19 protein-coding genes and 1 tRNA gene are annotated in these 23,077 nt (G+C 71.0%); 11 read left to right on the top strand and 9 right to left on the bottom strand.

The window, feature by feature from the left end:
• Positions 1-10: 10 nt before the first annotated feature.
• The 8 genes from ASG52_RS25085 (at position 11) to uca (ending at position 9,787) form a co-directional block, all read left to right on the top strand.
• Positions 11-1,069 (top strand): ABC transporter permease, encoded by a 1,059-nt coding sequence (locus tag ASG52_RS25085; protein ID WP_056249502.1) that lies wholly within the window; start codon positions 11-13, stop codon positions 1,067-1,069.
• Positions 1,066-2,001 carry an ABC transporter ATP-binding protein gene (locus ASG52_RS25080; RefSeq protein WP_056249499.1) on the top strand — a complete coding sequence of 312 codons (936 nt, stop codon included), beginning with the start codon at positions 1,066-1,068 and terminating at the stop codon, positions 1,999-2,001. The genes ASG52_RS25085 and ASG52_RS25080 overlap by 4 nt, the downstream gene beginning before the upstream one ends.
• Positions 1,998-2,786: a creatininase family protein gene (locus tag ASG52_RS25075; RefSeq protein ID WP_056249496.1), complete on the top strand. Its 789-nt coding sequence runs from the start codon at positions 1,998-2,000 to the stop codon at positions 2,784-2,786. Before ASG52_RS25080 ends, ASG52_RS25075 begins: the two co-directional genes overlap by 4 nt.
• A gap of 3 nt (positions 2,787-2,789) precedes the next feature.
• A complete protein-coding gene (gene glnT / locus ASG52_RS25070; RefSeq protein ID WP_056249491.1) occupies positions 2,790-4,163 on the top strand; it encodes a type III glutamate--ammonia ligase in 1,374 nt (457 codons plus the stop codon).
• Between the two features lie 13 nt (positions 4,164-4,176).
• Positions 4,177-4,539, top strand: a complete 363-nt coding sequence (locus ASG52_RS25065) for a cupin domain-containing protein (RefSeq protein ID WP_056249489.1) — start codon at positions 4,177-4,179, stop codon at positions 4,537-4,539.
• A 238-nt stretch (positions 4,540-4,777) separates the two neighbouring features.
• Positions 4,778-5,590 carry an urea amidolyase associated protein UAAP1 gene (locus tag ASG52_RS25060; RefSeq protein ID WP_056249485.1) on the top strand — a complete coding sequence of 271 codons (813 nt, stop codon included), beginning with the start codon at positions 4,778-4,780 and terminating at the stop codon, positions 5,588-5,590.
• Positions 5,591-5,604: 14 nt separating this feature from the next.
• Complete coding sequence (locus ASG52_RS25055; RefSeq protein WP_056249482.1) at positions 5,605-6,222, top strand: urea amidolyase associated protein UAAP2; 618 nt, start codon at positions 5,605-5,607, stop codon at positions 6,220-6,222.
• 4 nt (positions 6,223-6,226) lie between these two features.
• A complete protein-coding gene (uca, locus tag ASG52_RS25050; RefSeq protein ID WP_056249477.1) occupies positions 6,227-9,787 on the top strand; it encodes an urea carboxylase in 3,561 nt (1,186 codons plus the stop codon).
• A 446-nt stretch (positions 9,788-10,233) separates the two neighbouring features.
• On the opposite strand, the gene ASG52_RS25045 is transcribed toward uca, so the two are convergent.
• The 5 genes from ASG52_RS25045 to ASG52_RS25025 all read right to left on the bottom strand — a co-directional run bounded on the left by ASG52_RS25045 (position 10,234) and on the right by ASG52_RS25025 (position 14,343).
• Positions 10,234-11,181, bottom strand: coding sequence for an efflux RND transporter periplasmic adaptor subunit (locus ASG52_RS25045; RefSeq protein ID WP_056249474.1), 948 nt, complete (start codon positions 11,179-11,181; stop codon positions 10,234-10,236).
• Positions 11,182-11,226: 45 nt separating this feature from the next.
• Positions 11,227-11,436: a DUF1656 domain-containing protein gene (locus ASG52_RS25040; protein ID WP_056249471.1), complete on the bottom strand. Its 210-nt coding sequence runs from the start codon at positions 11,434-11,436 to the stop codon at positions 11,227-11,229.
• Positions 11,433-13,463 carry an FUSC family protein gene (locus tag ASG52_RS25035; protein WP_056249468.1) on the bottom strand — a complete coding sequence of 677 codons (2,031 nt, stop codon included), beginning with the start codon at positions 13,461-13,463 and terminating at the stop codon, positions 11,433-11,435. Before ASG52_RS25035 ends, ASG52_RS25040 begins: the two co-directional genes overlap by 4 nt.
• Positions 13,460-13,930, bottom strand: coding sequence for a MarR family winged helix-turn-helix transcriptional regulator (locus ASG52_RS25030; RefSeq protein WP_056249466.1), 471 nt, complete (start codon positions 13,928-13,930; stop codon positions 13,460-13,462). Before ASG52_RS25030 ends, ASG52_RS25035 begins: the two co-directional genes overlap by 4 nt.
• 339 nt (positions 13,931-14,269) lie before the next feature.
• Positions 14,270-14,343, bottom strand: a tRNA-Gly gene (locus ASG52_RS25025).
• A 166-nt stretch (positions 14,344-14,509) separates the two neighbouring features.
• On the opposite strand from ASG52_RS25025, the gene ASG52_RS25020 reads away from it, so the two are divergent.
• The 3 genes from ASG52_RS25020 (at position 14,510) to ASG52_RS25010 (ending at position 18,334) form a co-directional block, all read left to right on the top strand.
• Positions 14,510-15,571, top strand: a complete 1,062-nt coding sequence (locus tag ASG52_RS25020; protein ID WP_056249464.1) for an ABC transporter ATP-binding protein — start codon at positions 14,510-14,512, stop codon at positions 15,569-15,571.
• Positions 15,572-15,674: 103 nt separating this feature from the next.
• Positions 15,675-16,691, top strand: coding sequence for an extracellular solute-binding protein (locus tag ASG52_RS25015; RefSeq protein ID WP_502691112.1), 1,017 nt, complete (start codon positions 15,675-15,677; stop codon positions 16,689-16,691).
• A gap of 11 nt (positions 16,692-16,702) precedes the next feature.
• Positions 16,703-18,334: an ABC transporter permease gene (locus ASG52_RS25010; protein WP_056249462.1), complete on the top strand. Its 1,632-nt coding sequence runs from the start codon at positions 16,703-16,705 to the stop codon at positions 18,332-18,334.
• A gap of 494 nt (positions 18,335-18,828) precedes the next feature.
• Here the strand turns inward: ASG52_RS25010 and ASG52_RS25005 are convergent, their stop codons facing one another.
• The 4 genes from ASG52_RS25005 to ASG52_RS24990 form a co-directional block, all read right to left on the bottom strand.
• On the bottom strand, positions 18,829-19,098 hold the full coding sequence (locus ASG52_RS25005; protein ID WP_056249459.1) for a hypothetical protein: 270 nt from the start codon (positions 19,096-19,098) through the stop codon (positions 18,829-18,831).
• Positions 19,099-19,218: 120 nt separating this feature from the next.
• Positions 19,219-20,439 (bottom strand): GNAT family N-acetyltransferase, encoded by a 1,221-nt coding sequence (locus ASG52_RS25000; protein ID WP_056249456.1) that lies wholly within the window; start codon positions 20,437-20,439, stop codon positions 19,219-19,221.
• On the bottom strand, positions 20,436-21,740 hold the full coding sequence (locus tag ASG52_RS27720) for an MATE family efflux transporter (RefSeq protein WP_056249454.1): 1,305 nt from the start codon (positions 21,738-21,740) through the stop codon (positions 20,436-20,438). Before ASG52_RS27720 ends, ASG52_RS25000 begins: the two co-directional genes overlap by 4 nt.
• Positions 21,737-23,017: a glycosyltransferase gene (locus ASG52_RS24990; protein WP_082552725.1), complete on the bottom strand. Its 1,281-nt coding sequence runs from the start codon at positions 23,015-23,017 to the stop codon at positions 21,737-21,739. The genes ASG52_RS27720 and ASG52_RS24990 overlap by 4 nt, the downstream gene beginning before the upstream one ends.
• Between the last annotated feature and the right edge of the window lie 60 nt (positions 23,018-23,077).

Here is a 23,077-nt window from a genome sequence, read left to right as displayed (position 1 = left end):
GGGTTTGAGGATGCGCGCCCTCCCCTCCTCCGCCGACGCCGTCCCCGCGGCGCTCGCCCCGCTCCCGCCGGTGGCGGGGGCGGCGGCCCCGGTGGGCCGGGCGCGCCGTTCTCCAAAGCGCTCTTGGGTCGGCGTCGCCCGCCCCCTGCCGCCCCGGCGGCGGCTGGCGCTCACCCTGCTGTCGTTCCTGCTGCCGCTCGGGCTTTGGGCGGCGGTCTCCTACCTGCCCTTCCTCTGGCACCCGCTGGTGGAGGTGACCAATCCCGGCGAGGTCGCCTGGATGGAGCCCGGCATGCGGGTGCCGAAGGCCGCCTTCGCCGAGGAAGTCGCGGCCTCAGCAAACGCCGGCACCGAGGCGCCCGCGGGTCGGCCCGCCAACCCGGTCTATCTCCCGGCCCCGCACGAGGTCGCGGTGGCGCTCTGGACCACGCTCACCGCCCCCCCGCCCCAGCGCGACGCGATCTGGCTGCCGTCGAGCCTGTGGCACTCGATCCAGATCATCTTCTGGGGATTCACGATCTCGTCGATCTTCGGCGTGCCGCTCGGCGTGCTGTGCGGGGCGCAACCGACCATCGCCCGGCTGACCGAGCCGGTCATCGAGTTCGTGCGCTACCTGCCCGCCCCCGCCTTCGGCGCGCTGATGGTGGCGATCCTCGGGATCTATGACGGGCCGAAGATCGCCATCATCGTCATCGGCACCTTCTTCCAGCAGGTGCTGGTCATCGCCAACACCACCCGCCGGGTCGATCCGCTGCTGATCGAGGCCGCGCTCACCATGGGCTCGCGCAACCTGCGCCTGATCCGCCGCGTCGTCGTGCCCGCGGTGCTGCCGCAGCTCTACCGCGACCAGCGCATCCTGCTCGGCTGGGCCTGGACCTACCTGATCGTCGCCGAGCTGATCGGCACCTCGTCGGGCATCACCTTCTTCATCACGCAGCAGGCCCGCTACCAGCATTTCGACAACGTCTACGCCGCGATCCTCGTGATCGGCTTCATCGGCGTGGCCACCGACATCGCGCTCGCGCTGCTCGGCCGCCGCCTGTTTCCCTATGCGAGGGCCGAGGCATGAGCGCCGCCCCGATCCCGATCACCACAGAGCCCTGCGACTACCGCACGCAGTGCGAGCCGGTGCGGGCCCGCTTCGAGAAGCTGAAGGCCCGCGAGGTCGCGCTGCGGGTCGATGGTCTCGGCAAGGTTTTTCGGAATGCCGACGGCGGCGAGACCGTGGCTTTGCGCGGCATCGATCTCGTTACCCATCGCCGCGAGTTCCTCTGTGTCGTCGGCCCGTCGGGCTGCGGCAAGTCCACCTTCGTGCGCATCCTCGCCGGGCTGGAGACCAAGTCTTCGGGCACCGTCAGCGTCGGCGGCGTGCCGGTCTCTGGGCCCGGCGCGGACCGGGGCATGGTGTTTCAGGGCTACACCCTGTTCCCGTGGCTGACGGTGAAGCGCAACGTCGCCTTCGGGCTGGAGGAGAACGGCGAGTCCCGGCACGTCGCCGAGCGCGAGTCGCTGCAATGGCTGGCGCTGATCGGCCTGGAGCGCTTCGCCGACGCCTACCCGCACCAGCTCTCGGGCGGCATGAAGCAGCGCGTGGCGATCGCCCGCGCGCTCGCCATGCGGCCCCGCATCCTGCTGATGGACGAGCCGTTCTCGGCGCTCGACGCGCAGTCGCGCGCCCGGATGCAGGCCTACCTGATCGAGATCTGGCGCAAGATCGACATCACCATCGTCTTCATCACCCACGACCTCGACGAGGCCGTGACGCTCGCCGACCGCATCCTCGTGCTGAAGGCGCATCCGGGCGAGGTGGAGGAGTTGATCGAGGTGCCGGTGCCGCGCCCCCGCCATCCGGGCCAGACCCTGACCCCGGAATTCCGCGCCGTCCGCACCCGGCTCGATGCGCTGATCCACCCGGCGGAAGCCGAAGCCGACGGCCCGGCCGATCTCGGCAGCCTCGACATGGTCACCCGTATGGCGAGCGTGGGGGACGAGGTCGAATGAGCGCACCCGTTCTCTGGTCCGAGCGCACCTGGGAGGAGATCCCCGGCGACTTGGCGAACGCCGCGCAGGCCGCGCTCCTGCCCGTGGGCGCCACCGAGCAGCACGGGCCGCATCTCGGCTGCGGCATGGATTTCGTGCTGGCGGACGCGGTCTGCCGGGACGTCTCGGCTTGCACCGGCGTGCCCATGCTGCCCACCCTCCCCTACGGCTGCTCGCTCGGCCATTCCCGGCGTTGGCCGGGCACCATCGCCCTCGATCCGCTGGTGATGACCGAGCTGGTCCGCCAGATCGGCGCCCAGGCCTATCACTCGGGCGTGCGCCGCCTGTTCCTCGTCAACGCGCACGTCACCAACGCCGCGCCCCTGCGCTGCGCCCTCGAAGTGCTGCGCGCCGCCCACGACCACCTGATGGTGGCGCTCGTCAACACCGCCACCGTCAGCGAGCGGGTGCGCGCGGCCCATTTCGCCGACGCCGAGGATTGGCACGCCAACCGGGCCGAGACCGCGTTGATGCAGGCGATGGCCCCCGCCCTGGTGCGGGAAGACCGCGTCGCGGATTCCGACGACCCGGACCGCACCGAGGGCTTGGTCTTCGCCCATCCGGTCAACCGCACCAGCCGCAACGGCGTCACCGGCTCCCCCTCGCAGGCGAATGCGGCCGAGGGCGCCGAACTGTTCGCCTGGATGGTCGAGGACCTGTCGGCACTCGTCCGCCGCGGCCTGACCGAGACCCCGCCCCTCCCCCATTCCTACGACGGCCCGGCCGTCGCCCGAAAAGGAGCCTGAACCATGGGCCACAGCCACGACATCGATCCGGCGATCCGCGCCGTGCAGGACGATCTGCGGGCGAAGGGCGTGAAGTACGTCATCGGCGCCTATGTCGACATCCACGGCGCGCAGAAGGCCAAGGTGGTGCCCCTCGACCACCTGCCGCAGATGGCGGCGGGCTCCGAGCGCTACACCGGCTACGCCCTCGACGGCCTCGGACAGGCCCCGAACGAGGACGAGCTGGCCTCGGTCCCCGACCTGTCGCGCGTCATCCCGCTGCCCTGGGAGCCCAAGCTCGCCTGGGCGCCCGCCGACCTGACCTTCCAGGGGAAACCCTATCCACTCTCGACCCGCGTCGCCCTCAAGAACGTCCTGAAGCAGGCCGAAGCCATGGGTTTTGGCTTCAACCTCGGCATCGAGTGCGAAATCTTCCTCTTGCGCCAAGCCGCTGACGGCTCGCTGCACACGCCCGTGCCCGACGATAAACTGGTGAAACCCTGCTACGACGTGCGTGGCTTCATCGACAACTTCTCCTGGCTCGACAAGGTCGCGACGACGATCAACGATCTCGGCTGGGACCTCTATTCGTTCGACCACGAAGACGCCAACGGCCAGTTCGAGTTCGATTTCCAGTATTCCGACGCGCTGACGATGTGCGACCGGCTGACCTTCTTCCGCATGATGACGAAGCATTACGCGAAGGAGGAAGGGCTGATCGCCACGATGATGCCCAAACCCTTCGCCGACCGCACCGGCAACGGCGCCCACTTCAACATGTCGCTCTCCGACATCGAGACCGGCCGCAACCTGTTCGCCCGCGCACCCGGCGACGATCCCCGGGGCCTGGGGCTCACCGAGACCGGCTACCACTTCATCGGTGGCGTGCTCCGCCACGGCCGCGCGCTCTGCGCCGCCTTCGCGCCCACCGTGAACAGCTACAAGCGCCTCGTGCGCCAGGGGGCGATGGCGGGTTTTTCGTGGGCGCCGGTGTTCAACTCCTACGGCTCGAACAACCGCACCAACTCGGTCCGCGTCCCGGCCGGCGGCGGGCGCTGCGAGAGCCGCAACGCGGACGGGGCGGTCAATCCCTACCTCGCCGCCGCCCTGGTGCTCGCCGCCGGCCTGGAGGGCGTGCGCGAGCGGATCGATCCGGGCGAGCCCAACGAGGACAACCTCTACGAACTGAGCGACGGCGAGCGGCGCGCGCGTGGCATCGGCTTTCTGCCCCAGACCCTTCAGGAGGCCGTCGAGGCCTTCGCCGCCGATCCCCTGATCGAGAAGACGCTGGGCACCGCCTTGCGCGACGAGTTCATCCGCTACAAGCGCGACGAGTGGAACGCCTATCATCTCACGGTGAGCCCGTGGGAGATCGAGCGCTACAGCCACCTGTTCTAGGCGGAGACTTTTCATGAAAAAGGTCATCGCCTTCGCGAACTCTTCCGCCGAACCCTCGACCTACCGCCCGGCCCCCGAGCGCATCGTCACCGGCGATCCGGTCCAGACCGCGACGCTCCATTTCACCAGCGAGGACGGGCGCTTCACCGCCGGCAGTTGGGCGGCCGAGCGGGGCACGTGGCGGGTCGTCTTCACCGAGAGCGAGTTCTGCCACCTGCTCGAAGGCGTCATCGTCGTCACCGACGAGGCCGGCGCACAAACCACCTTCCGGGCCGGGGACGCCTTCGTGTCGCCGGCCGGCTTCACCGGCACCTGGGAGATCGTCGAGCCGGCGCGCAAGCTCTTCGCCTTCTACGAGGCACCCCCGAACCCGTGACCCCATCCCACCCGTCCCCCTCATCCTGAGGTGCTGCGAAGCAGCCTCGAAGGAGGGCTCCAGCCCGCCGCGCGATCCTTGGGAAGCCCTCCTTCGAGGCCCGCCGAGGCGGGCACCTCAGGATGAGGGGGATGGGTGGGACGGAAGTCAAAACCCCAAAAAAACGGCCTGCCGGGACGGCCCGGCCGCGACAGGGCTCTCCGGCCGGGACGACCCGGCCCCCATCGGAGACACGACCATGTCGGACGACGCGAGCGCGATCGCGGAAAACCGCCGCCGCTACGAGGAACTGAAGCGGGCGGGCCAGGGCCATGCCCCGCGCGCCCTGCCGGGCCCGAGCCCGCGGGGCGGCGTGCCGCTGGACGAGGCGGCGATCCTTCACCGCGAGACCATTCCCGGCGGCTGGTACTGGACCACCACGCTCAAACGCAGCGAGGCCCTGCGCCTCTCGCTCGACCACGGCCCGTCGAGCGTCGCCCTCGTTGCGTGGTCGGCCAAGGACCCGAGCGAGCGGCTGAACTATGCCGACACCGTGAAGGTGCAGTGGACCGCGGCCCTGCGCAAAGGCCGGGTGCTGTTCTCCGACATGGGCAGGGTGATGCTTTCGCTGATCGAGGATTCCGGTGCTGCGCACGATGCGCTGGCCGGCGGCTCCAACGCCGCCTCGAACGCGGCCCGCTACGCGGGCGGCCCTCACCGCAACACCCGCGACAACCTCGTGCTCGCCGCCCTCAAATGCGGGCTGGAGCGGCGCGACATCCCCCCTCTCATCACCTTCTTCGCCCCCGTCGTCGTCGGGCCAGAGGGCCGACTCGGCTGGAACGAGGCCGGCCGCGCGGCGGGCGATTTCGTGGACCTACGCGCCGAGATGGACCTGACGGTAGCGCTATCGAACTGCCCGCATCCCCTCGATCCGGCGCCCGATTACGCCCCGAACCCGGTCGCGATCACCCGCTTCCGCGCCGCCGTGCCGGCGGCCGACGACCTCTGCCGTACCGCCACCATCGAGGCCGTGCGCGGCTTCGAGAACAACGCCTTCGCCGGCCTCTGACGGGAGCGACACCGATGACCGACACCGTGACCGCACTCTTCGATCAGGTCGTGCCCGCGCAGGCCCCGTTCTCCACGCTGGTGAAGGCCGGCCAGATCGTCCGCATCGAGGACAGCCAAGGCTGCCAAGCCGTCGACACCCTGTTCTACCGCGCCGACGACCTCACCGAGCGCTACTCCTCGCAGGACACCGTGCGCGAACAGGGCGCGGCCTACGTCACCACCGGCACGCGGGTGATGTCGAGCGAGGGCCGGGTGATGCTCACCGTCACCGCCGATTCCTGCGGGCGCCACGACACCTCCGCCGGGGCCTGCTCCTGCGAGAGCAACACGGTGCGCTTCGGCCACGCCACGAAGTATCTCCACGCCTGTCGCGAGAACTTCGCCATCGAGGTGGCGAAATACGGCCTGTCGAAGCGCGACATCGTGCCGAACATCAACTTCTTCATGAACGTGCCGATCGAGCAGGACGGCGGGCTCGCTATCGTCGACGGCGTCTCCTCGCCCGGCGACTATGTCGAGCTGAGGGCCGAGATGGACGTGATCTGCGTGATCTCGAACTGCCCGCAGATCAACAACCCCTGCAACGGCTTCAACCCCACGCCGATCCGCGTGATGGTGCGCGAGGGCTGACCCGATGTTCGCCAAGGTCCTGGTCGCCAACCGCGGCGAGATCGCCGCCCGCGTCGTGCGCACGCTCAAGCGCATGGGACTTGCCTCGGTCGCCGTCTATTCCGACGCCGACCGCTTCACCCTCGGCGTGCTCGCCGCCGACGAAGCGGTACGGCTCGGGCCCGCCCCCGCGGCGCAGAGCTATCTCGACGTTGAGGCCGTCATCGCCGCCTGCAAGGCGACGGGGGCGCAGGCCGTTCATCCCGGCTACGGCTTCCTCTCGGAGAACGTCGGCTTCGCCGAGCGGCTGGCGGCGGAAGGCATCGTCTTCATCGGGCCGCGCCCGGAGCACCTGCAGGCCTTCGGCCTCAAGCACACCGCCCGCGAGCTGGCCAAGGCCAGCGGCGTGCCGCTCCTGCCGGGCACCGACCTCCTGCCCGATGTCGAGACCGCTTTGAGCGCGGCCGAGACCATCGGCTATCCGGTGATGCTCAAGAGCACGGCGGGCGGCGGCGGCATTGGCATGCAGCTCTGCCACTCCGCCGACGAACTCGCCGAGCGCTTCGCCGCGGTCGAGCGGACGGCGCGGGCCAGCTTCGGCGATGCCCGCGTCTATCTGGAGCGCTTCGTGGCGGAGGCCCGCCATGTCGAGGTGCAGATCTTCGGCGACGGAAAGGGCCGCGTGGTCGCGCTTGGCGAGCGCGACTGCTCGCTCCAGCGCCGGAACCAGAAGGTGATCGAGGAGACGCCGGCGCCGGGCCTCTCGGAGGCGGTGCGCGCCCGCCTCCACGCCGCCGCGGTGGCGTTGGGGGCAAGCGTCGCCTACGCCTCGGCCGGCACGGTCGAGTTCATCTACGATCCCCGGCGCGAGGATTTCTCGTTCCTCGAAGTGAACACCCGGCTCCAAGTGGAGCATCCGGTAACGGAGGCGGTGTTCGGCATCGACCTCGTCGAGTGGATGGTGCGCCAGGCCGCGGGCGAGGACCCGATCGGGGAAGCCGGCCCGCTCGCGCCCAAGGGCGCCGCGATCGAGGCCCGGCTCTATGCCGAGATCCCGCACGCCAACTTCGCCCCGAGCGCGGGGCTCCTCACCGAGGTGCGTTTTCCGGACTTCGCCCGCATCGACGGCTGGATCGCCACCGGCACCGAGGTGACGCCGTTCTACGATCCGATGCTCGCCAAGATCATCGTCACCGGCGAGGACCGACCGGCGGCCATCGCGGCGCTTCAAGTCGCGCTCGCCGAGACCGCCGTGTCGGGCATCGAGACCAATCTCGACTACCTGCGCACCATCGCGGCCTCCGATCTCTTCGCCAGCGGCCGCGTCGCGACCACGGCCCTGCGCGACCTCGCCTATCGCCCGCGCAGCATCGAGGTGCTGCTGCCCGGCCCGCAATCGAGCCTGCAGGAACTCCCCGGCCGCCTCGGCCTGTGGGAGGTCGGCGTGCCACCGAGCGGGCCGATGGACGCCCGCTCCTTCCGCCACGCCAACGCGCTGGTCGGCAACGACGGCGACACCTGCGCCCTCGAACTCACGGTCTCGGGCCCCACGCTCCGCTTCCACACCGACGCCGTGGTGGCGCTCTCGGGCGCGGCCATGCGGGCGACGCTGGACGGTGAACCGCAGCCGCACGGTCGCGCCTTCGCGGTCGCGGCGGGGCAGACGTTGGCGATCGGTCCGATCGAGGGACCGGGCCAGCGCGCCTATCTGGCGCTCCGCGGCGGTTTTTCCGCGCCGGTCGTGCTCGGTTCCCGCGCCACCTTCGCGCTCGGCGCCTTCGGCGGCCACGCCACCGGCGTGCTCAAGGCCGGCGACGTGCTCCATTGCGGCGAGGCGGTCGAAGTAACGACCGCCTCGCTCGAGCCCGCGCCGCTGACGCGGGATTGGGAGATCGGCGTCGTCTACGGCCCGCACGGTGCGCGGGACTTCTTCCAAGAGGCGGACATCGCCGACCTGTTCTCGGCCTCCTACGAAGTCCACTTCAACTCGGCCCGCACCGGCGTGCGCCTGATCGGCCCGACCCCGCGCTGGGCGCGCGCCGACGGCGGCGAGGCGGGCCTGCACCCCTCCAACCTGCACGACAACGCCTACGCCATCGGCGCCATCGACTTCACCGGCGACATGCCGATCCTGCTTGGCCCCGACGGCCCGAGCCTGGGCGGCTTCGTCTGCCCGGCGGTGATCGCTCGGGACGAGCTGTGGAAGATGGGACAGTTGCGGCCGGGCGATACGGTCCAGTTCCGGCCGGAGGCGCGGCCGGCGGACGAGGCGATGACGGAAGCCCTCCCCCCTCACCCGCCCGCTCCGCGGGCCCCCTCACCCGCGGCAGGGGGAGGGTTCGGTTCTCCCATCCTCGCCCGCGACGAATCCGGCCCGGTCCCGGTCGCCTATCGCCGCCAGGGCGACGACAACCTTTTGGTCGAGTACGGCCCGATGGCCCTCGACATCGGCCTGCGGCTGCGGGTGCATCTGCTGGCCGACGCCGTGCGCGCCGCTCGCCTCCCCGGTCTGATCGACCTGACGCCCGGCATCCGCTCCCTCCAGATCCATTACGACGGCGCGGCGCTCCCCCGCCCGCGCCTGCTCGGCCTGCTCCGCGAGATCGAAGCCAGCCTGCCCGCGGCGGAAGACGTCAGCGTCCCGAGCCGCGTCGTCCACCTGCCGCTGTCGTGGAACGACCCTGAAGCCGAACTCGCCATGCGCAAGTATCAGGAACTGGTGCGTCCCAACGCGCCCTGGTGCCCGTCGAACATCGAGTTCATCCGCCGCATCAACGGCCTGCCCGACGAGGCGGCCGTGCGGCAGACCGTGTTCGATGCCAGCTACCTCGTGATGGGCTTGGGCGACGTCTATCTCGGCGCCCCGGTCGCGACGCCGGTCGATCCGCGCCACCGGCTGGTGACCACCAAGTACAACCCGGCCCGCACCTGGACCCCGGAGAACGCCGTCGGCATCGGCGGCGCCTACATGTGCATCTACGGCATGGAGGGGCCGGGCGGGTATCAGCTGTTCGGGCGCACGATCCAGATCTGGAATACGTGGCGCACGACCCGCGAATTCGCCCCCGGCCATCCCTGGCTGTTGCGCCCGTTCGACAGCATCCGCTTCTTCCCGGTCTCGCACGACGAGCTGACCGAGGCGCGCGCCGCCTTCCCGCATGGGGCCTATCCGGTACGGATCGAGGAGGACACGTTCTCCTACGCCGCGCACCGCGCCATGCTGGCCGACAACGCCACCGAGATCGAGGCCGCCCGCCTGCGGCGCCAGGGCGCCTTCGAGGCCGAGCGCGAGCGCTGGAAGGCGGAAGGCCTTGACAGCTTCGTCACCGACGAAGGCCCTCCCTCCGAGGCCGGCGACATCCCACCGGGCTGCGTCGGCGTGCCCACAAGCGTGCCGGGTAATGTCTGGAAGCTGCTGGTGACCGAGGGCGAGAGCGTCGCGGCGGGCCAGACCGTGGCGATCCTCGAATCGATGAAGATGGAGGTACCGGTCATGGCGCCCGTGGCCGGCCGCATCCGCGAATTGCGCACCGGGCCCGGCCGGACGCTGCGCGGCGGCGACCTCGTCGCGATCCTCGACGTGTGAGGCGGCTGGCCCGGGACTTGCCCCGGTCCGGCCGCGGCCTCGGGGCCGCCCGCGAGAGCACCCGGCCGATGCAGCAGACGACCCTCCTTCTCCGCGCCGCCCTGAGGCTGGTTTTTCAGGGGGTACAGGCGAAAGCCGCGGGCGTCCGGCGGCAGGGACGGTAGGGCTGGGGCGGACGGGTCGGCATGAGCCTATCGTTCGCTTGCCGCGCTCCGGCTGATGCCTCGGCCTCACACCGCATCGCGAGGCGAAGCCGAAGCAATCCGGTGCTCCGCACCCTCCGTCCGAATCACGCCGCCGATGGAGCGACGGCAGAAGCCGCCTCGCAATGGCGCCGGTGCGTAAACCCGAGGTCGTAGCGCCTCTAGGTTATCGTGCCGCACCGGCTTTTTCCGAAAACCGGCTCCCGCCTTTCGGGCCGATGCTCGAGGCTTCCGGAAAATCGTTCAGCGGGCTTGGGTCTCTCCGGCGGCGGGCGGAGGGGCGCCGCGCCAGGAGCCGAACAGGCTGAAATGCGAGCCTGCTCCCCCGGGCTCGACCGCCACCGTGGCGGTGCGGCCCACGACGAGCCGAGTCTCGTCGGGCACGCCGTCGAGCTTGATCCGCACCGGGATGCGCTGCGCCAGCCGCACCCAGGCGAAGGTCGGGTTCACGCTGGCGAGCAGGTTCGAGCCGGCCGTGCGCTCGCGGTCCTCGATGCCGCCGGCGAAACTCTCGACATGTCCGGTCAGCGTGCTTGTCTCGCCCATCAGGCGGATGCCGGCCCGGTCGCCGACATGGATACGCGGCAGCTTGGTCTCCTCGAAATAGCCTTCCACCCGCAGGGTGTCGCGGTCGATCAGCGCCATCACGCCGCGGCCGGTCGAGACGTAGGTGCCGGGCCGCAGGCCCATATTGGTGATGCGCCCGTTGACCGAGGCCTTCACGGCGGAGCGGTCGAGATTGAGCTTGGCCAGATCCCGGTCGGCCATCGCCTGACCGTAGGCGGCCTTGGCTTCGAGGTCCGCCGCCTGCGCCGCCTCGACGCGCTGCTGCGAGGCCGCCGCGTCGCTGAGCTTGAGGTAGCGGGCGTAGTCGGCCGCCGCCTGCACGGCGGTGGCCTTCTTGCCCTCGACCATCGCCTCGGCTTGCCGTAGCGCCAGCGCGAAGCGGTCGGGGTCGATGCGGAACAGCACGTCGCCGCGCTTCACCACTTGGTTGTCGGCGATCAACACCTCGGTGACGAGGCCGGACACGTCGGGGGCGACCTGCACCACGTCGGCGCGCACGCGCCCGTCGTGGGTCCAGGGGGCCTCCATGTAATAGTCCCACAGCGCCAGCCCGACGACGATCGCCGCGGCGACCATCGCCAGGGTGACGAGAAGGCGGAACGAGAGGGCGAGGAACCGGGGCATCGGGGATTCCGGAAGGTCTGGGACGTGGCCGGGCGCGCCGGTCGATCAGGAGGTGAGCGGCACCGCGACCGCGACGACGGCGCCCAGCAGCACGACGTAGAGGGCGAGATCGAACAGGGGCCGGTGCCAGACGAAGCGGTAGAACCCGGCCCAGGCGAGCCCCCGCCGCAGGGGTAGACTGAGCGCGAAGGCGATCAGCATCCAGGCCGCCAGGCTCGGCACGAAGACGCCGTAGAGGTCGAATTCGCCGCTCATGCCGCGCGCTCCGCTTCGCTGGTCGAACGATAGGGGTCGGCTTGCGGAAACAGGCCGCGCCGGATGCCGACGAGTCCCATCAGCGCCGCGCGCCCCGGTGCCTGACGTGCCTCGACCGAGACGGCATCGAGCGCCGCGTCGATGGTGTCGAGCAGGTCCGGGCCGGGGGCCGCGGGCTTGGCCCGGAAGTGGCGCGCTAGCGCCACGAGCAGCGCCTCGACCGCCTCCCGCGCCGCCTTCGGCAGTCGGCGCCGGTCGCGCCGGAGTTCCACCACGTTGATGCCGACGCGGACCTCGGCCAGCAGGTCGGCGGTCCACTCGGCGTCGTCCGACGGCAGGGCGGCGAGCCGCGGCGCGATCAGGCCGACGCGGTCGAGCATCAGGGCGGCGAGTTCGAGGCCGTTCTGCGCGCCCTGGTGCTCGGCCGCGCGGGCGAGGTCGCGGCGGTTGACGCCGCGCAGGCGCCGGGCCGACCAGCCGGCCCCGACCGAGCGGACGAGGCGCGTGACGATGGCCGCCACCCACATGCCGACGACGACCGCGATGGAGGAGTTGGCAAACGCAGCGAAGTCGGCGCTGTAGCTGCCCTGGAGGGCGATCATCGCCGAGCCGTTGACCGCCGCACCCATCGCCAGCGGCGCGGTCTTGGGCTGGGCCATGAAGACACCGCAGACCAGCAGCGCCGGGGCGAGCGCCAGGGCCAGCATCTCGAAGGTGGTGGCCACCGGCAGGACCGCGAACAGGTAGGCACCGGCTCCGAGCGCCCCGAGGATCGCCGAATTGGCGAAGTTGACGATGAACGGCGCCGGGTCGTCCTGCGCGGCGAAGAAGCTGCAGCCCACCGCCGCCATCATCGGGGCGGCGGAGCCGTGCGGCCATCCGGTCGCGATCCAGATCGCGCAGGTGACGAGGATCGTCAGGAACACGCCCACCGCCGAAAGGAGCGCCATCCCGTGGTCGCGGTGGCGGATCGTGCGGGCAGTGGCCGTGTAGCGGAAGGTCAGATCCTCGGTGACCGGCGTGCCGTCGGCGATGTGGCGTTGGAGGATGCGCGCGTCCTGGCGCAGGTCGATGAAGTCGCGCAGCCGTGCGAGCAGGCTGGCGAGCACCAGGGCATCCCAGGACGGGCGCGCCCCGAGTCCCGGTTCGAGAGCGTCGGCGGCGGTCTTCAGCCGGTCGGCCTGCCCCTGTTCGGTGGTGCCGGAAGCGAGCCAAGCGGCCATGTCGTCGAGGAGGGCGCGCAGGCGCGGCAGTAGGGGTCCCGCCCGCTCCAGCGTCTCGATGCGGTCGGCGACCGCGGAGGCGATGGGCAGGAACATCAGCATGTGCTGGCGCAACGTCGCCATCGCCTCGACTGACCGCTCCGCCCCGGTCATGTCGTAGCGCAGCGGGGTCGCGAGCGCATCGAAGGCGACGGCGTCGGAGGCGAGCTTCAGCCGCGCCCCTTGCGTGTCCCGCGCCGTGCGGGCGCGGCCGAGAAGGTCGATGACCCAGGCCCGCGCGTCGCGCAGCCAGAGGTCGAGCCGGCCGGTGACCACGGGCGCCACCGATTGCGGCAGCACCACGGTGTTGACGAGGCTGGCGCAGAGGATGCCCAGCGTGATCTCTTCCGCCCGCGCGACCGCGGTGTCGAACATGGTGCCGGGGTCGCCGACGGCGGGGAAGCCGATCAGCGCCGCCGTGTAGCCGCCGAGCATCATCAGGTAGCTGCGCGGGGTGCGGTCGAGCAGGGAGAAGTACAGGCAGGTCGCGACCCACAGCGCGATGGCGAGCGTCAGCAGTTCCGGGGCGTTCACGAGGTTCGGCACGAGGGCGACCGTGACCACGGCACCGAGCAGGGTCCCGAGCACCCGGTAGAGCGCCTTCGAGCGGGTGGCGCCCGCGAGCACCTGACTGGTGATGTAGACGGTTCCGAGCGCCCAGTAGGGGTTCGGCAGGTCGATCCAGAACGCCAGGAACAGCGCCAGCATGGCCGCCGCGAAGGTCTTGAGCGAGAACGCCCAATCGCGCCAGCCCGGCAGGGTCATGGCGCGGCCTCGCCCGGCTCGGACGGGCCGCCCCGGTGATCCTGGATCGCCCGGAACACCCGTAGGCTCGCCTCCAGATCGGCGGCACTCACCCCCGCGAACACCGCCTGCCGCAACCGGTCGAGGTCGGCCTCGATCCGCGCGACCACGGCGCGCCCAGTATCGGTGAGGCTCAGGACCTTGGCGCGGCGGTCGGTCGGGTCTTCCTTGCGTAAGGCAAGGCCGGCGGCTTCGAGCTGGTCCAGCAGGCGCACGAGCGACGGCCCCTCGATACCGACGGCCTCGGCCAGCGCGGTCTGGCGCGGCTCACCGCCCAGGCGTCCGATCAGCACCAGCGGCAACGCCTTCGCCTCGGAGACGCCGTGCGCCTCCGTGGTCGCGTTGGCGAGCCGCCGCCACTGGCGGCCGGAGAGGAGGAGCGCGTGGGTATAGGTCAACCAACGCCGGTTCAGGGCCTCGCCTGCCATCCGACCCCTTCCTTCGGGACCGAGCCGGACGCATCGTCGGAGCCGGTCGATTGATTAGCAACCTATCAATTGGCGATCGCCGCCTCAAGGGTCTCGTTCCCAGGGCAGAACGCCGGGGCGATGCGCCGGACCTGCCCCCCCTGAGCGAGCAGAGCAGCGTAACGACCCGATCGGAGCGACTGTCGCCCGTCCTATATCCCGCGCCGCGATGCGCGCGCCGGATCGCCGGCCACGGCCGCTACGGGTTCATCTGCCGATGTTTGGAAGCGGGAGCCCGAACGGTTCAGGCCCGACCCGTCACATCCCGAAACCGCAAGGCGGTTTCCCGGTGGAAGGGAGTGGAGCGGGTGAAGGGAATCGAACCCTCGTATTCAGCTTGGAAGGCTGCTGCTCTACCATTGAGCTACACCCGCATAAGGGGCCGGATATCACGGGGCGCGGGCTTTGAGAAGATCGCCGCGCCGGGGCGGCGGGTAAGGTTTTCACCGGTCGCGGGATGACGGGGGTGGCGCGGCGCGTTCTCTCGTGGAACCGGAAGCGGTGGGTTCGAGCGGGGGAAGCGGCGTGTCCGGTCGCACGATGACGGGTGAGGATGCGCCGCCCCGGCTCGCCGTCGAGGCGGTGAGCCGGGCTTACGGGCGCAGCCTCGCCCTCAACCGGGTGTCGCTGGCGCTGGGCGCGGGCGAGATTTTGGCGGTGCTCGGCGATTCCGGCTGCGGCAAGAGCACCCTGCTGCGCCTCGTCGCGGGACTCGATGCGCCGGATGCGGGCGAAATCCGCATCGACGGCCGCCTCATCGCGGACGCCCGGCGCTCGGTGCCGCCGGAGGCCCGCGGCGTCGGGCTCATGTTTCAGGACTACGCGCTGTTTCCCCATCTCACCGTGCTGGCCAATGTCGGCTTCGGGCTCAAACACCTCGGCCGCGCGGAAGCCCGGCGGGTCGCGCTGGAGCGGCTCGGCGAAGTCGGCTTGCGCGAGCGGGCCGGGTGCTATCCGGCGACCCTGTCGGGCGGTGAGGCGCAGCGGGTGGCGCTCGCCCGTGCATTGGCCCCGCGCCCACGGGTGCTGCTCCTCGACGAGCCGTTCTCGAACCTCGACGCGGGCACCCGCGACCGGGTGCGGGCCGACACCGTCACGGTGCTGCGGCAAGCGGGCGCCAGCGCGATCCTCGTCACCCACGACGCGGCGGAGGCCGTCGAGGTCGCCGACCGCATCGCCCTGATGCGCGCCGGCCGCCTCATCCAGTGCGGCACCCCTGAAGCGCTCTACCGCGCCCCTGCGAGCCCGGCCGCCGCCCGCGCGCTGGGGGAGGTGCTGGAGATCGAAGGCCACGCCGCGGCGGGCCGCATCGAGACGCCGCTCGGCCCCCTCCCCGGCCCGACCGCGCTTCCTGACGGCGCCGTCCGGGTCTGCCTGCGGCCGGACGCGATCCTCGTCGGCCCGGCGGGCGAGGGCCGGCCGGCCAGCGTGCTGCGCCGCGCCTTCGCCGGGCCGCATCTGCGCCTCGATCTCGCGGTGAACGGCCTTCCGGCGCCGCTGCGCCTCAGCCTGCCCCACGACACCGAGGCCGCAGAGGTCGTCGGCCTCAGCCTCGTCGCTGAACGGGCGCTCGTCTTCCCCCACAGGCCGGAGGCGGGCTGACGCACACAATATAGTTGGAATAATTACAAACAAAAATCGCCTTGCCGGACAGTCACGCCCTGTATAACACCCTGATCGTCTCGACGATCCTGGGGGTTTTATCGTGTCGCGCCTGCGCTGGACTGGTTCATTCGCATGCCTCTTCGCGCTCGCGGGTACGGCGCAGGCGGCGGAGGTCAACCTCTACACCACCCGCGAGCCCGGCCTGATCCGCCCCCTGCTCGACGCCTACAGCGCCAAGAGCGGGGTCACGGTCAACACCGTCTTCGTCGAGAAGGGGCTGGCCGAGCGGGTCGCCGCCGAGGGCGAGCGCTCCAAGGCCGACGTCGTCATGACGGTCGATATCGGCAACCTGATCGAGCTGGTCGATCGCGGGCTCGCTCAAGCAGTGCGCTCCCCCACCCTGGAGGCCGCAGTGCCGGCCCCGCTCCGCGATGCGGACGGGCGCTGGTTCGGCCTGTCGATGCGCGCCCGCGTGCTCTACGCCGACAAGGGGCTGAACGATCTCACCGCCGCCACCTACGAGTCGCTCGCCGACCCGGCCTGGAAGGGCAAGGTCTGCATCCGCCCCGGCCAGCACCCCTACAACACCGCCCTGATCGCCGCCTTCCTCGTCCGCCACGGCGCGGAGAAGACCGAGGCGTGGCTCAAGGGTGTGAAGGCCAATCTCGCCCGCAAGGCCGCGGGCGGCGACCGGGACGTCGCGCGCGACATCGCCGCCGACCTCTGCGAGGTGGGGCTGGCCAACTCCTACTATGTCGGGCTGATGCGCTCGGGCCGCGGCGGACCGGACCAGCAGAAATGGGGCGAGGCGATCAAGGTCGTGCTGCCGACGTTTGAGGGCGGCGGCACCCACGTCAACGTCTCGGGCGCCATCGTGGCCAAGAACGCGCCCAACCGCGACGAGGCGGTCAAGCTGTTGGAGTACCTCGTCTCCGACGAGGCCCAGGCGCTCTATGCCAAGACCGACTACGAGTATCCGGTGAAGCCCGGCGCCGCGGTCGATCCGCTGCTCTCCGCCTTCGGGACGCTCACCATCGACACCACGCCGCTCGTAGAGATCGCCCGCAACCGCAAGGCCGCGAGCCTGCTCGTGGACAAGGTGGGCTTCGACAACTGACGCCCCGTCCCGTGTCGATGGCCCGCGGGCTCGGCTGGGCGGCGGCGCTCGCGCTCGCGGCGCTTCTCGTGGCGCCCGTGGTCTCGCTCGCTTTCACCGCTGCGGAGGGCACGGGCGAGCTGTGGCCGCATCTCGCCGCCTACGTCCTGCCGCAGGCGATCCGCGACACGGCGCTGCTGCTCGCGGGCGTCGGCCTGCTCGTGATCGGGCTCGGCACCGGGACCGCGTGGCTGGTCTCGGCCTTCGATTTCCCCGGTCGGCGCCTCCTCGATGCGGCGCTGCTGCTGCCGCTCGCGGTGCCGACCTACGTCGTGGCCTACGCCTATCTCGACCTGATGCATCCGCTTGGGGCCATGCAGAGCGGATTGCGGGCGATGCTGGGGTTGACGAGCCCGCGCGACCTCGTACTGCCGGACCTGCGCTCGCTCCCCGGCTGCATCGGGTTGCTCGGCTTCGTGCTCTACCCTTACGTCTACCTGCCGACGCGGGCACTTTTTCTGATGCGGGCCGGCAGCCTGTTGGAGGCCGCACGCATGCTCGGCGCCGGGCCGGCCCGGACTTTCCTGCGCGTGGCGTTGCCGCTCGCTCGCCCCGCCGTCGCGCTCGGCACCGGGCTCGCCCTGATGGAGGCGCTGAACGATGTCGGCGCCGCGGAATTTCTGGGGGTCCGCACCCTCACGGTGCAGGTCTACGCCACCTGGGTGAACCGCTCGGACCTGCCCGGCGCGGCGCAGATCGCGCTGGTGATGCTGGCCTGCGTGCTGCTCCTCGTCGGGCTGGAGCGGCTCGCCCGCGGCGGGCGCGGTTATGCCGGGACGGGCCAACGCGAGCGCCCGACCGCCCGCCGGCGCCTCGACGGATGGCAGGCCGCGGCCGCTCTGGGGCTCGGCAGCGTGCCGGTGATCGTCGGCTTCGGGCTGCCCGCGGGCTACCTCGCGGTCTCGGCATGGCGGCGCGTGAACAGCGCGGGCCTGCCCGACACGCTGCTGGCGGAGGCCGGCAACACCGTGCTTTACGCCGGGCTCGCGACGCTGGTGACGGTGGCGTTGGGGCTGATGATCGCGGCGGCGCCGGGCCTGCTCGGGCGCCGCTCCGGCACGGCGCTGATCCGCACGGCGGCGGTCGGCTACGCCATGCCCGGCACGGTGCTGGCGGTGGGCCTGCTCGGGCCGCTGGCGTTGATGGATTCGGGGCTCTCGGTTCTGACGGGAGCCGCGGTGGGGATTGTGGGCCTCGGCACCGGCGGCGCGCTGGTGATGGGCTACGGGATGCGCTTCCTCACCGTCTCGGTGGGGGCGACGGAGGCCGGGCTCGCCCGCATCCCGCGCACGATTCCCGACGCGGCGCGGATGCTCGGGCGGGGGCGGCTCGCCACCCTGTTTTCGGTGCAGATCCCGCTGGCATGGCCCGCCATCCTGAGCGGGGCGCTGCTCGCCTTCGTGGACATCGCCAAGGAGCTGCCGCTGACGCTGCTGCTGCGCCCGCTCAACGTCGAGACGCTGAGCACGCATCTCTACGGGGAGGCGGCGCGCGGCACCTACGAGGACGGAGCCGCCGCCGCGCTCCTGATCGTCGGAATCGGATTGATCCCGGTCATCCTCCTGCTGCGGCTCGACCGCGATGCGGGCTTCCGCCGGGGATGACCGGGACCGGTCAGGCTAGAGCACGATGCGAAAAAGGGGGGGCCGGTTTTCCGAAATCATCGTGCGGCTACAGAGAGATAGAACGTCACGACGGGCCTGCCCGATCAGCCGCCCATCAGCACGCTGACCGAGCCGACGGCCGTCACGATGAGACCACAGGCGAACACGGCGATCATGGCGTAGGAAACGGGCTTCAGCTGCATCGTCGATCGACTCCTGAGATTCTGAGAGAAGGTTCGGGTTTCGATTGCGTCCGCAGGGCACGCGGGGCCCGAGCCGGACGGCTACGGGCTCACACGCACAATGCGGGCCGTGGTGCAGTGCGATCCATCACAACGGCGTGAGCGTGGATCGAACTGGAGCTTCGGGAGATTTTCGCAAGATGGGCCTGACCCATCGTGCAGGTCTCGACCGAGAAGACTTTGATCGAGGCGGGGTATCGGCAGTATTGTTCCAGGCGGGCGGCCCGCCCTCATCGGGCGGGCCGCTTCGGATCAGCAGCGGGCGCCGCCCGAGACCTGACCGTACTGCTTGACCGGGAAGTGCTGCTGGTTGGCGTTGCCCTCCGCGGCCGAGCTCATCGGGCAGCGCGTGAATTTTTGGTCGTCATGAACACCCAGCGACCCCGTCACCTCCGGCCCGAAGGTCGTGACGGGCGCGGTTCCCGCGATCGGAGCGGGCGCGCTGAAGGCCAAGGCGGAAGAGACCGGAGCGGTGGCGCCGAGCAACACGGCGGCAACGACGGCGGCGACTCGCGTCTTCATGGGGTGTTCATTCTCTTTTTGCAGCACATCCCTGGGATCGGGCCTGTTTCTCTCTGCTGATGACAAATATAGGCATCGCCTTCCATTCCGGATGTGACACCACGCACACCGCCGAGCGGATTAAGTTTCTTGCTTCTCTTCTGAACGATGGTTCGTGGCCGGCTGGCGCTGCCGGCGTAGCCAGCGGACCAGGGTGCGCAGGCGTTCGAACAGGGCGGGCCGGCGCTCCAGCTCCGCTTTCGCCGCGACGGCGGCGCGCTTCGCGGCGAGGGCGAGCCGTCCCCGCAGGGTCCGGCCTTGCGCGATCTCGAACAGCGGGCGCTCGACCGGGCCGAACCCCGCCTTGTAGGGCTGTGTCCCGATGGTGAAGTCGAAATAGGTCAGCCCCTCCCCCCGCGCCCACACCATGATGCGCGAGGCGATCAGCAGGCCGGGCGCCGCCGCGCGCCACGGTCCGCCCGCCATGGCGAGCAGCACGCCGTGGAAGGCGCCGCCATGGACGAGGCCGTAGGCGGTGGCGATCCACTCCCCCTCGGCTCGCAGGCCGAACACCCGCACGAGGCCGGAGCCGGGCTCGGCGAGTGCTGCGGCGCGGTAGAAGGCGGTCACGGCCGGCTCGTCCAGGGGCTCGAACCGGCCGATCTCGCGGAAGCGCTCCCGGCGCTGCGCCACGAGGGTGTCGAACAGGGCGGCGATCTCGGCGGGCTCGGTGGCGGCGACGAAGGCGATGTCGGCGTGGCGTTCGAGGCGGTTGGCGCGCCGTGTCAGGTCGCGGTGGGTCGAGGCGCTGCACACCCGCTTGAGCAGGGTCTCGGGCTCGCCTTGAAGCGCGAAGCCGGAGCGGGTGAGCGGGATCGGCCGGGCGCAGGCCAGCAGCGCCAGCGGGTTGGCGACCGTGCCGAGATCGCCCGGTATCCGGGTGAGGCGGATCAGGTCGGCCGGCGGCAGCACGGCGCGCACCGCCTGCCAGATCCGTTCGGCCTCTTCAGCGGTCGGCGCGGGGCCGGGGGCGAGGAGCGGCGCGGCGTAGTCGCAGGTGCCGAGATCGAGCGCCTCGATGGTCCGCACGCCCCGGCGTCGGAGCTGCGCGAGCGGCAGCAGCAGGATCGGCCGCCCGCCGCGGCGGATCTCGACGATCAGCGGCTCGGCGCCCCGCGCGGCGGCGAGATGGGCGATCAGCGGCTCGACCCACTCGATCCGCTGATAGGCGGTGCAGGCGCCCTCGCTCTGAAGCCGACGCCAGAGGGGGGTAAGCGCCGCCACGTCGCGATGAAGCACGGCCTCGTAGGCCGTGGATGCCTCCGCTTCGTGCGGGCGGATCGATTCGGCCGCGACGATCACGGGGCTCTCCTGGCGAGCGGCAGGGAAGTGGGTGCCTCGGAACGGGTCGGGGTGGCGCGCCGCCGCAGCGCCCACCAGCACCAGACGAGCACGACGACCTCGGAGGCCGCGACCCCGGCCATCGACCAGGCCGGCGCGGAGAACGCCACGATGCCCGCCACCGCCGCCATGCCGAGCGCGGCGCTGGCCAGCGCCATGGCGGCGAGTTCGGGGAAGGCGCGGCGCGTCTCGATCAGGGTTTTCGGTGCCGCATAGAGCATGGTGAGCGTCACCGTCGCCCAGACGAGCGCGGCGATCAGGCCGAGCGGCTCGCCCGCAAACCGGTCGGCGAAGAGATGGTGCTCGACCATGTCGAACAGCAGGACCAGGGCCGCGCCGTAGGCGAGGCAGGCGGCGGTCAGCAAGGCGGTGCCCGCGGCGAGCACGAAGCGCAGGCGACGCGCATCGCCCCTTGCGATCAGACGGGCCATTTCAGGCTGGATCAGGTTGACCACGACGGTGCCGAGCAGCCGCAGCGGCGCGAGCAGCACCAGCACCGCCGCGACCGGCGCGTAGGCGGCCGGCCCGGCGAGCCCGGCGATGAGGAACATTTGCCCTTGCGCCTGCACGTTGGCGGTGGCGGTGCCGGCGACCGACCACGCGAGCGAGCGCCACAGCCGGCGATAGCGCCGCCACGCATGGCGCGGGGCGATGCGCAGCCGCTCACGCAGGATCGCGAGCCCGACGGCGAGGCCGAGCCCGTGCGCGGCGGCGAGCAGCCACAGGCTGTCCCACAGCAGAGCGTCCGTCGTCTCGCTGTGGAGGAGAAGCACCAGAATCGCGGTACCGCTCGCCGTGAAGGCGAGGTCGCTCACGCCCGCGATCCCGGCGCGCCCGCGGGCGAAGAGCAGGTTGCGCAGGAAGCTGCGCAGCGACCACGCTGCCACGAACGCCCCGGCGGCCAGTGATCCGGCGCCGACGAAGGGCGCGAAGGCGGCGGCCGTACCAAGACCCAGCGCGAGGCAGAGGGCGAGCGCCCCGGTGCCGAAGGCGGTCGCCTCGGCCCCCGCGACGCGCTTCGCGCGCGCCTGCGGGATGAAGGTCGCGGCCGGCACGCCGCACAGGGCCCGCACGAAGGTGAGCGCGACGGCGCCCAGCCCGAACACGATGGCGAACAGCCCGTAGCCGTGCGCCGACAGCACCCGCACCAGGGCGAGGTTGAGCCCGAGATGGAACAGGCTCTGCAACACCTCGCCGCCCAGCATCACGGCGAAGCGCCGGGCGAGGCGATGGAGATCGGGGCGGGTCATCGAACGCGTCATGGGGTGGGCGTCTCCCGTCCCGTCCTCCCACCCCCACCCTCATCCTGAGGGGCCGCGCCAGCGGCCTCGAAGGAGGGCTCCAGAAGGCGCGCGATCCCTGGAGCCCTCCTTTGAGGCTCCGCTTCGCTGCGGACCTCAGGATGAGGGTGTGGGTGGGAGCGGGGATCGAGACATCGCTCTCGGACCAACGCCCCGATCGCCCGCCGCGCCACCGCTTCCGTGAACAACGCCTCGTACCGCCGCCGCCCGGCCTCCGGAAACGCCGCCCACGCCTCCGGCGTCGCGACGATCCGGGCCAGAGCCGCCGCCAGGGCATCGGCCCGGTCGGGCGGCACGCACCAGCCGGTGCGGCCGTCCTCGACCACTTCGGCGAGGCCGCCGATGGCCGAGACCAGCGGCGGGCGGCCGTAGGCCATCGCCTCGATGGCGACGCGCCCGAGCGATTCGGGCAGGCGCGAGGGGACAGTGACGATGTCGGCCCAGCGGTAATGCGGATCGGGATCGGGGGCAAAGGGGAGCAGCGTCACCCGCGCGGCGTAAGGGCCTTCGGCGATGCGGGCGGCCAGACGCCGCTCGAGCTCCGGGTCCTCGAAGGCGCTGCCGACGATGCGCAATTCGATCCGCCGGGCTTTCTCCGGCGGCAGGGCGTCGAGGGCGTCGAGCAGCACGTCCTGTCCCTTGATCCGGCTGAGGCGGCCCAGCATCAGCACCCGCAGGGGCAGCGTGCCGTCATAGGTTTGCGGCAAAGCGGCAGACGGGCCGGCGATGCCGTTGTGGATTACCCGTGCGCGCGCCGATTCCGGCAGGGCGAAGGCGGCGCGCGTCGCCTGCGAGTTGAACACGATCTCGGCCCGGCTCCAGCGAATCAGCCCGCGCAGCACCCGGAGCGCGAGCCCCTGCGGGATCTCGTGGACGTGGAGGATCGCTTGGCCCGGAAAGAACCGGGCGGCGAGGAGATGGTCGGCCACCACCGCGGTGTTGATGTAGACGAGATCATTCGTCGCGAAGCGCCGCAGGGCGCGGACAATCGCGGCGGGCAGGGCGAGCAGGCCCAGAGTCGCGAGTCGCCCGAGGTTTTTTCGGCGCAAGATCCACAGAGGTGCGTAGTCCACCCGCGTCGCGAAACCTTTCAGGAACGGTACGATCGGCCCCTCTCGGGGCAGGATCACGCTCAGGTCCGCCTCGGGCACCGTATCGCGTATGGCACCGACGGTTTCGATGAAGCATCGGTCCGAGCCGTAGAGTTCGTAGCCCTGATGGATGCAGGCAATGCGCATGGGGTCACTGCCCTCGACTCGTCCCGTTTCGGCACCGAACCGGCGCCGCTGACGGAGACT

The organism is Methylobacterium sp. Leaf456 (assembly GCF_001425465.1).
Lineage (GTDB): Bacteria > Pseudomonadota > Alphaproteobacteria > Rhizobiales > Beijerinckiaceae > Methylobacterium.
Note: the sequence above shows the minus strand (reverse complement) of the source record. Positions and strands in the feature narration are given on the sequence as shown.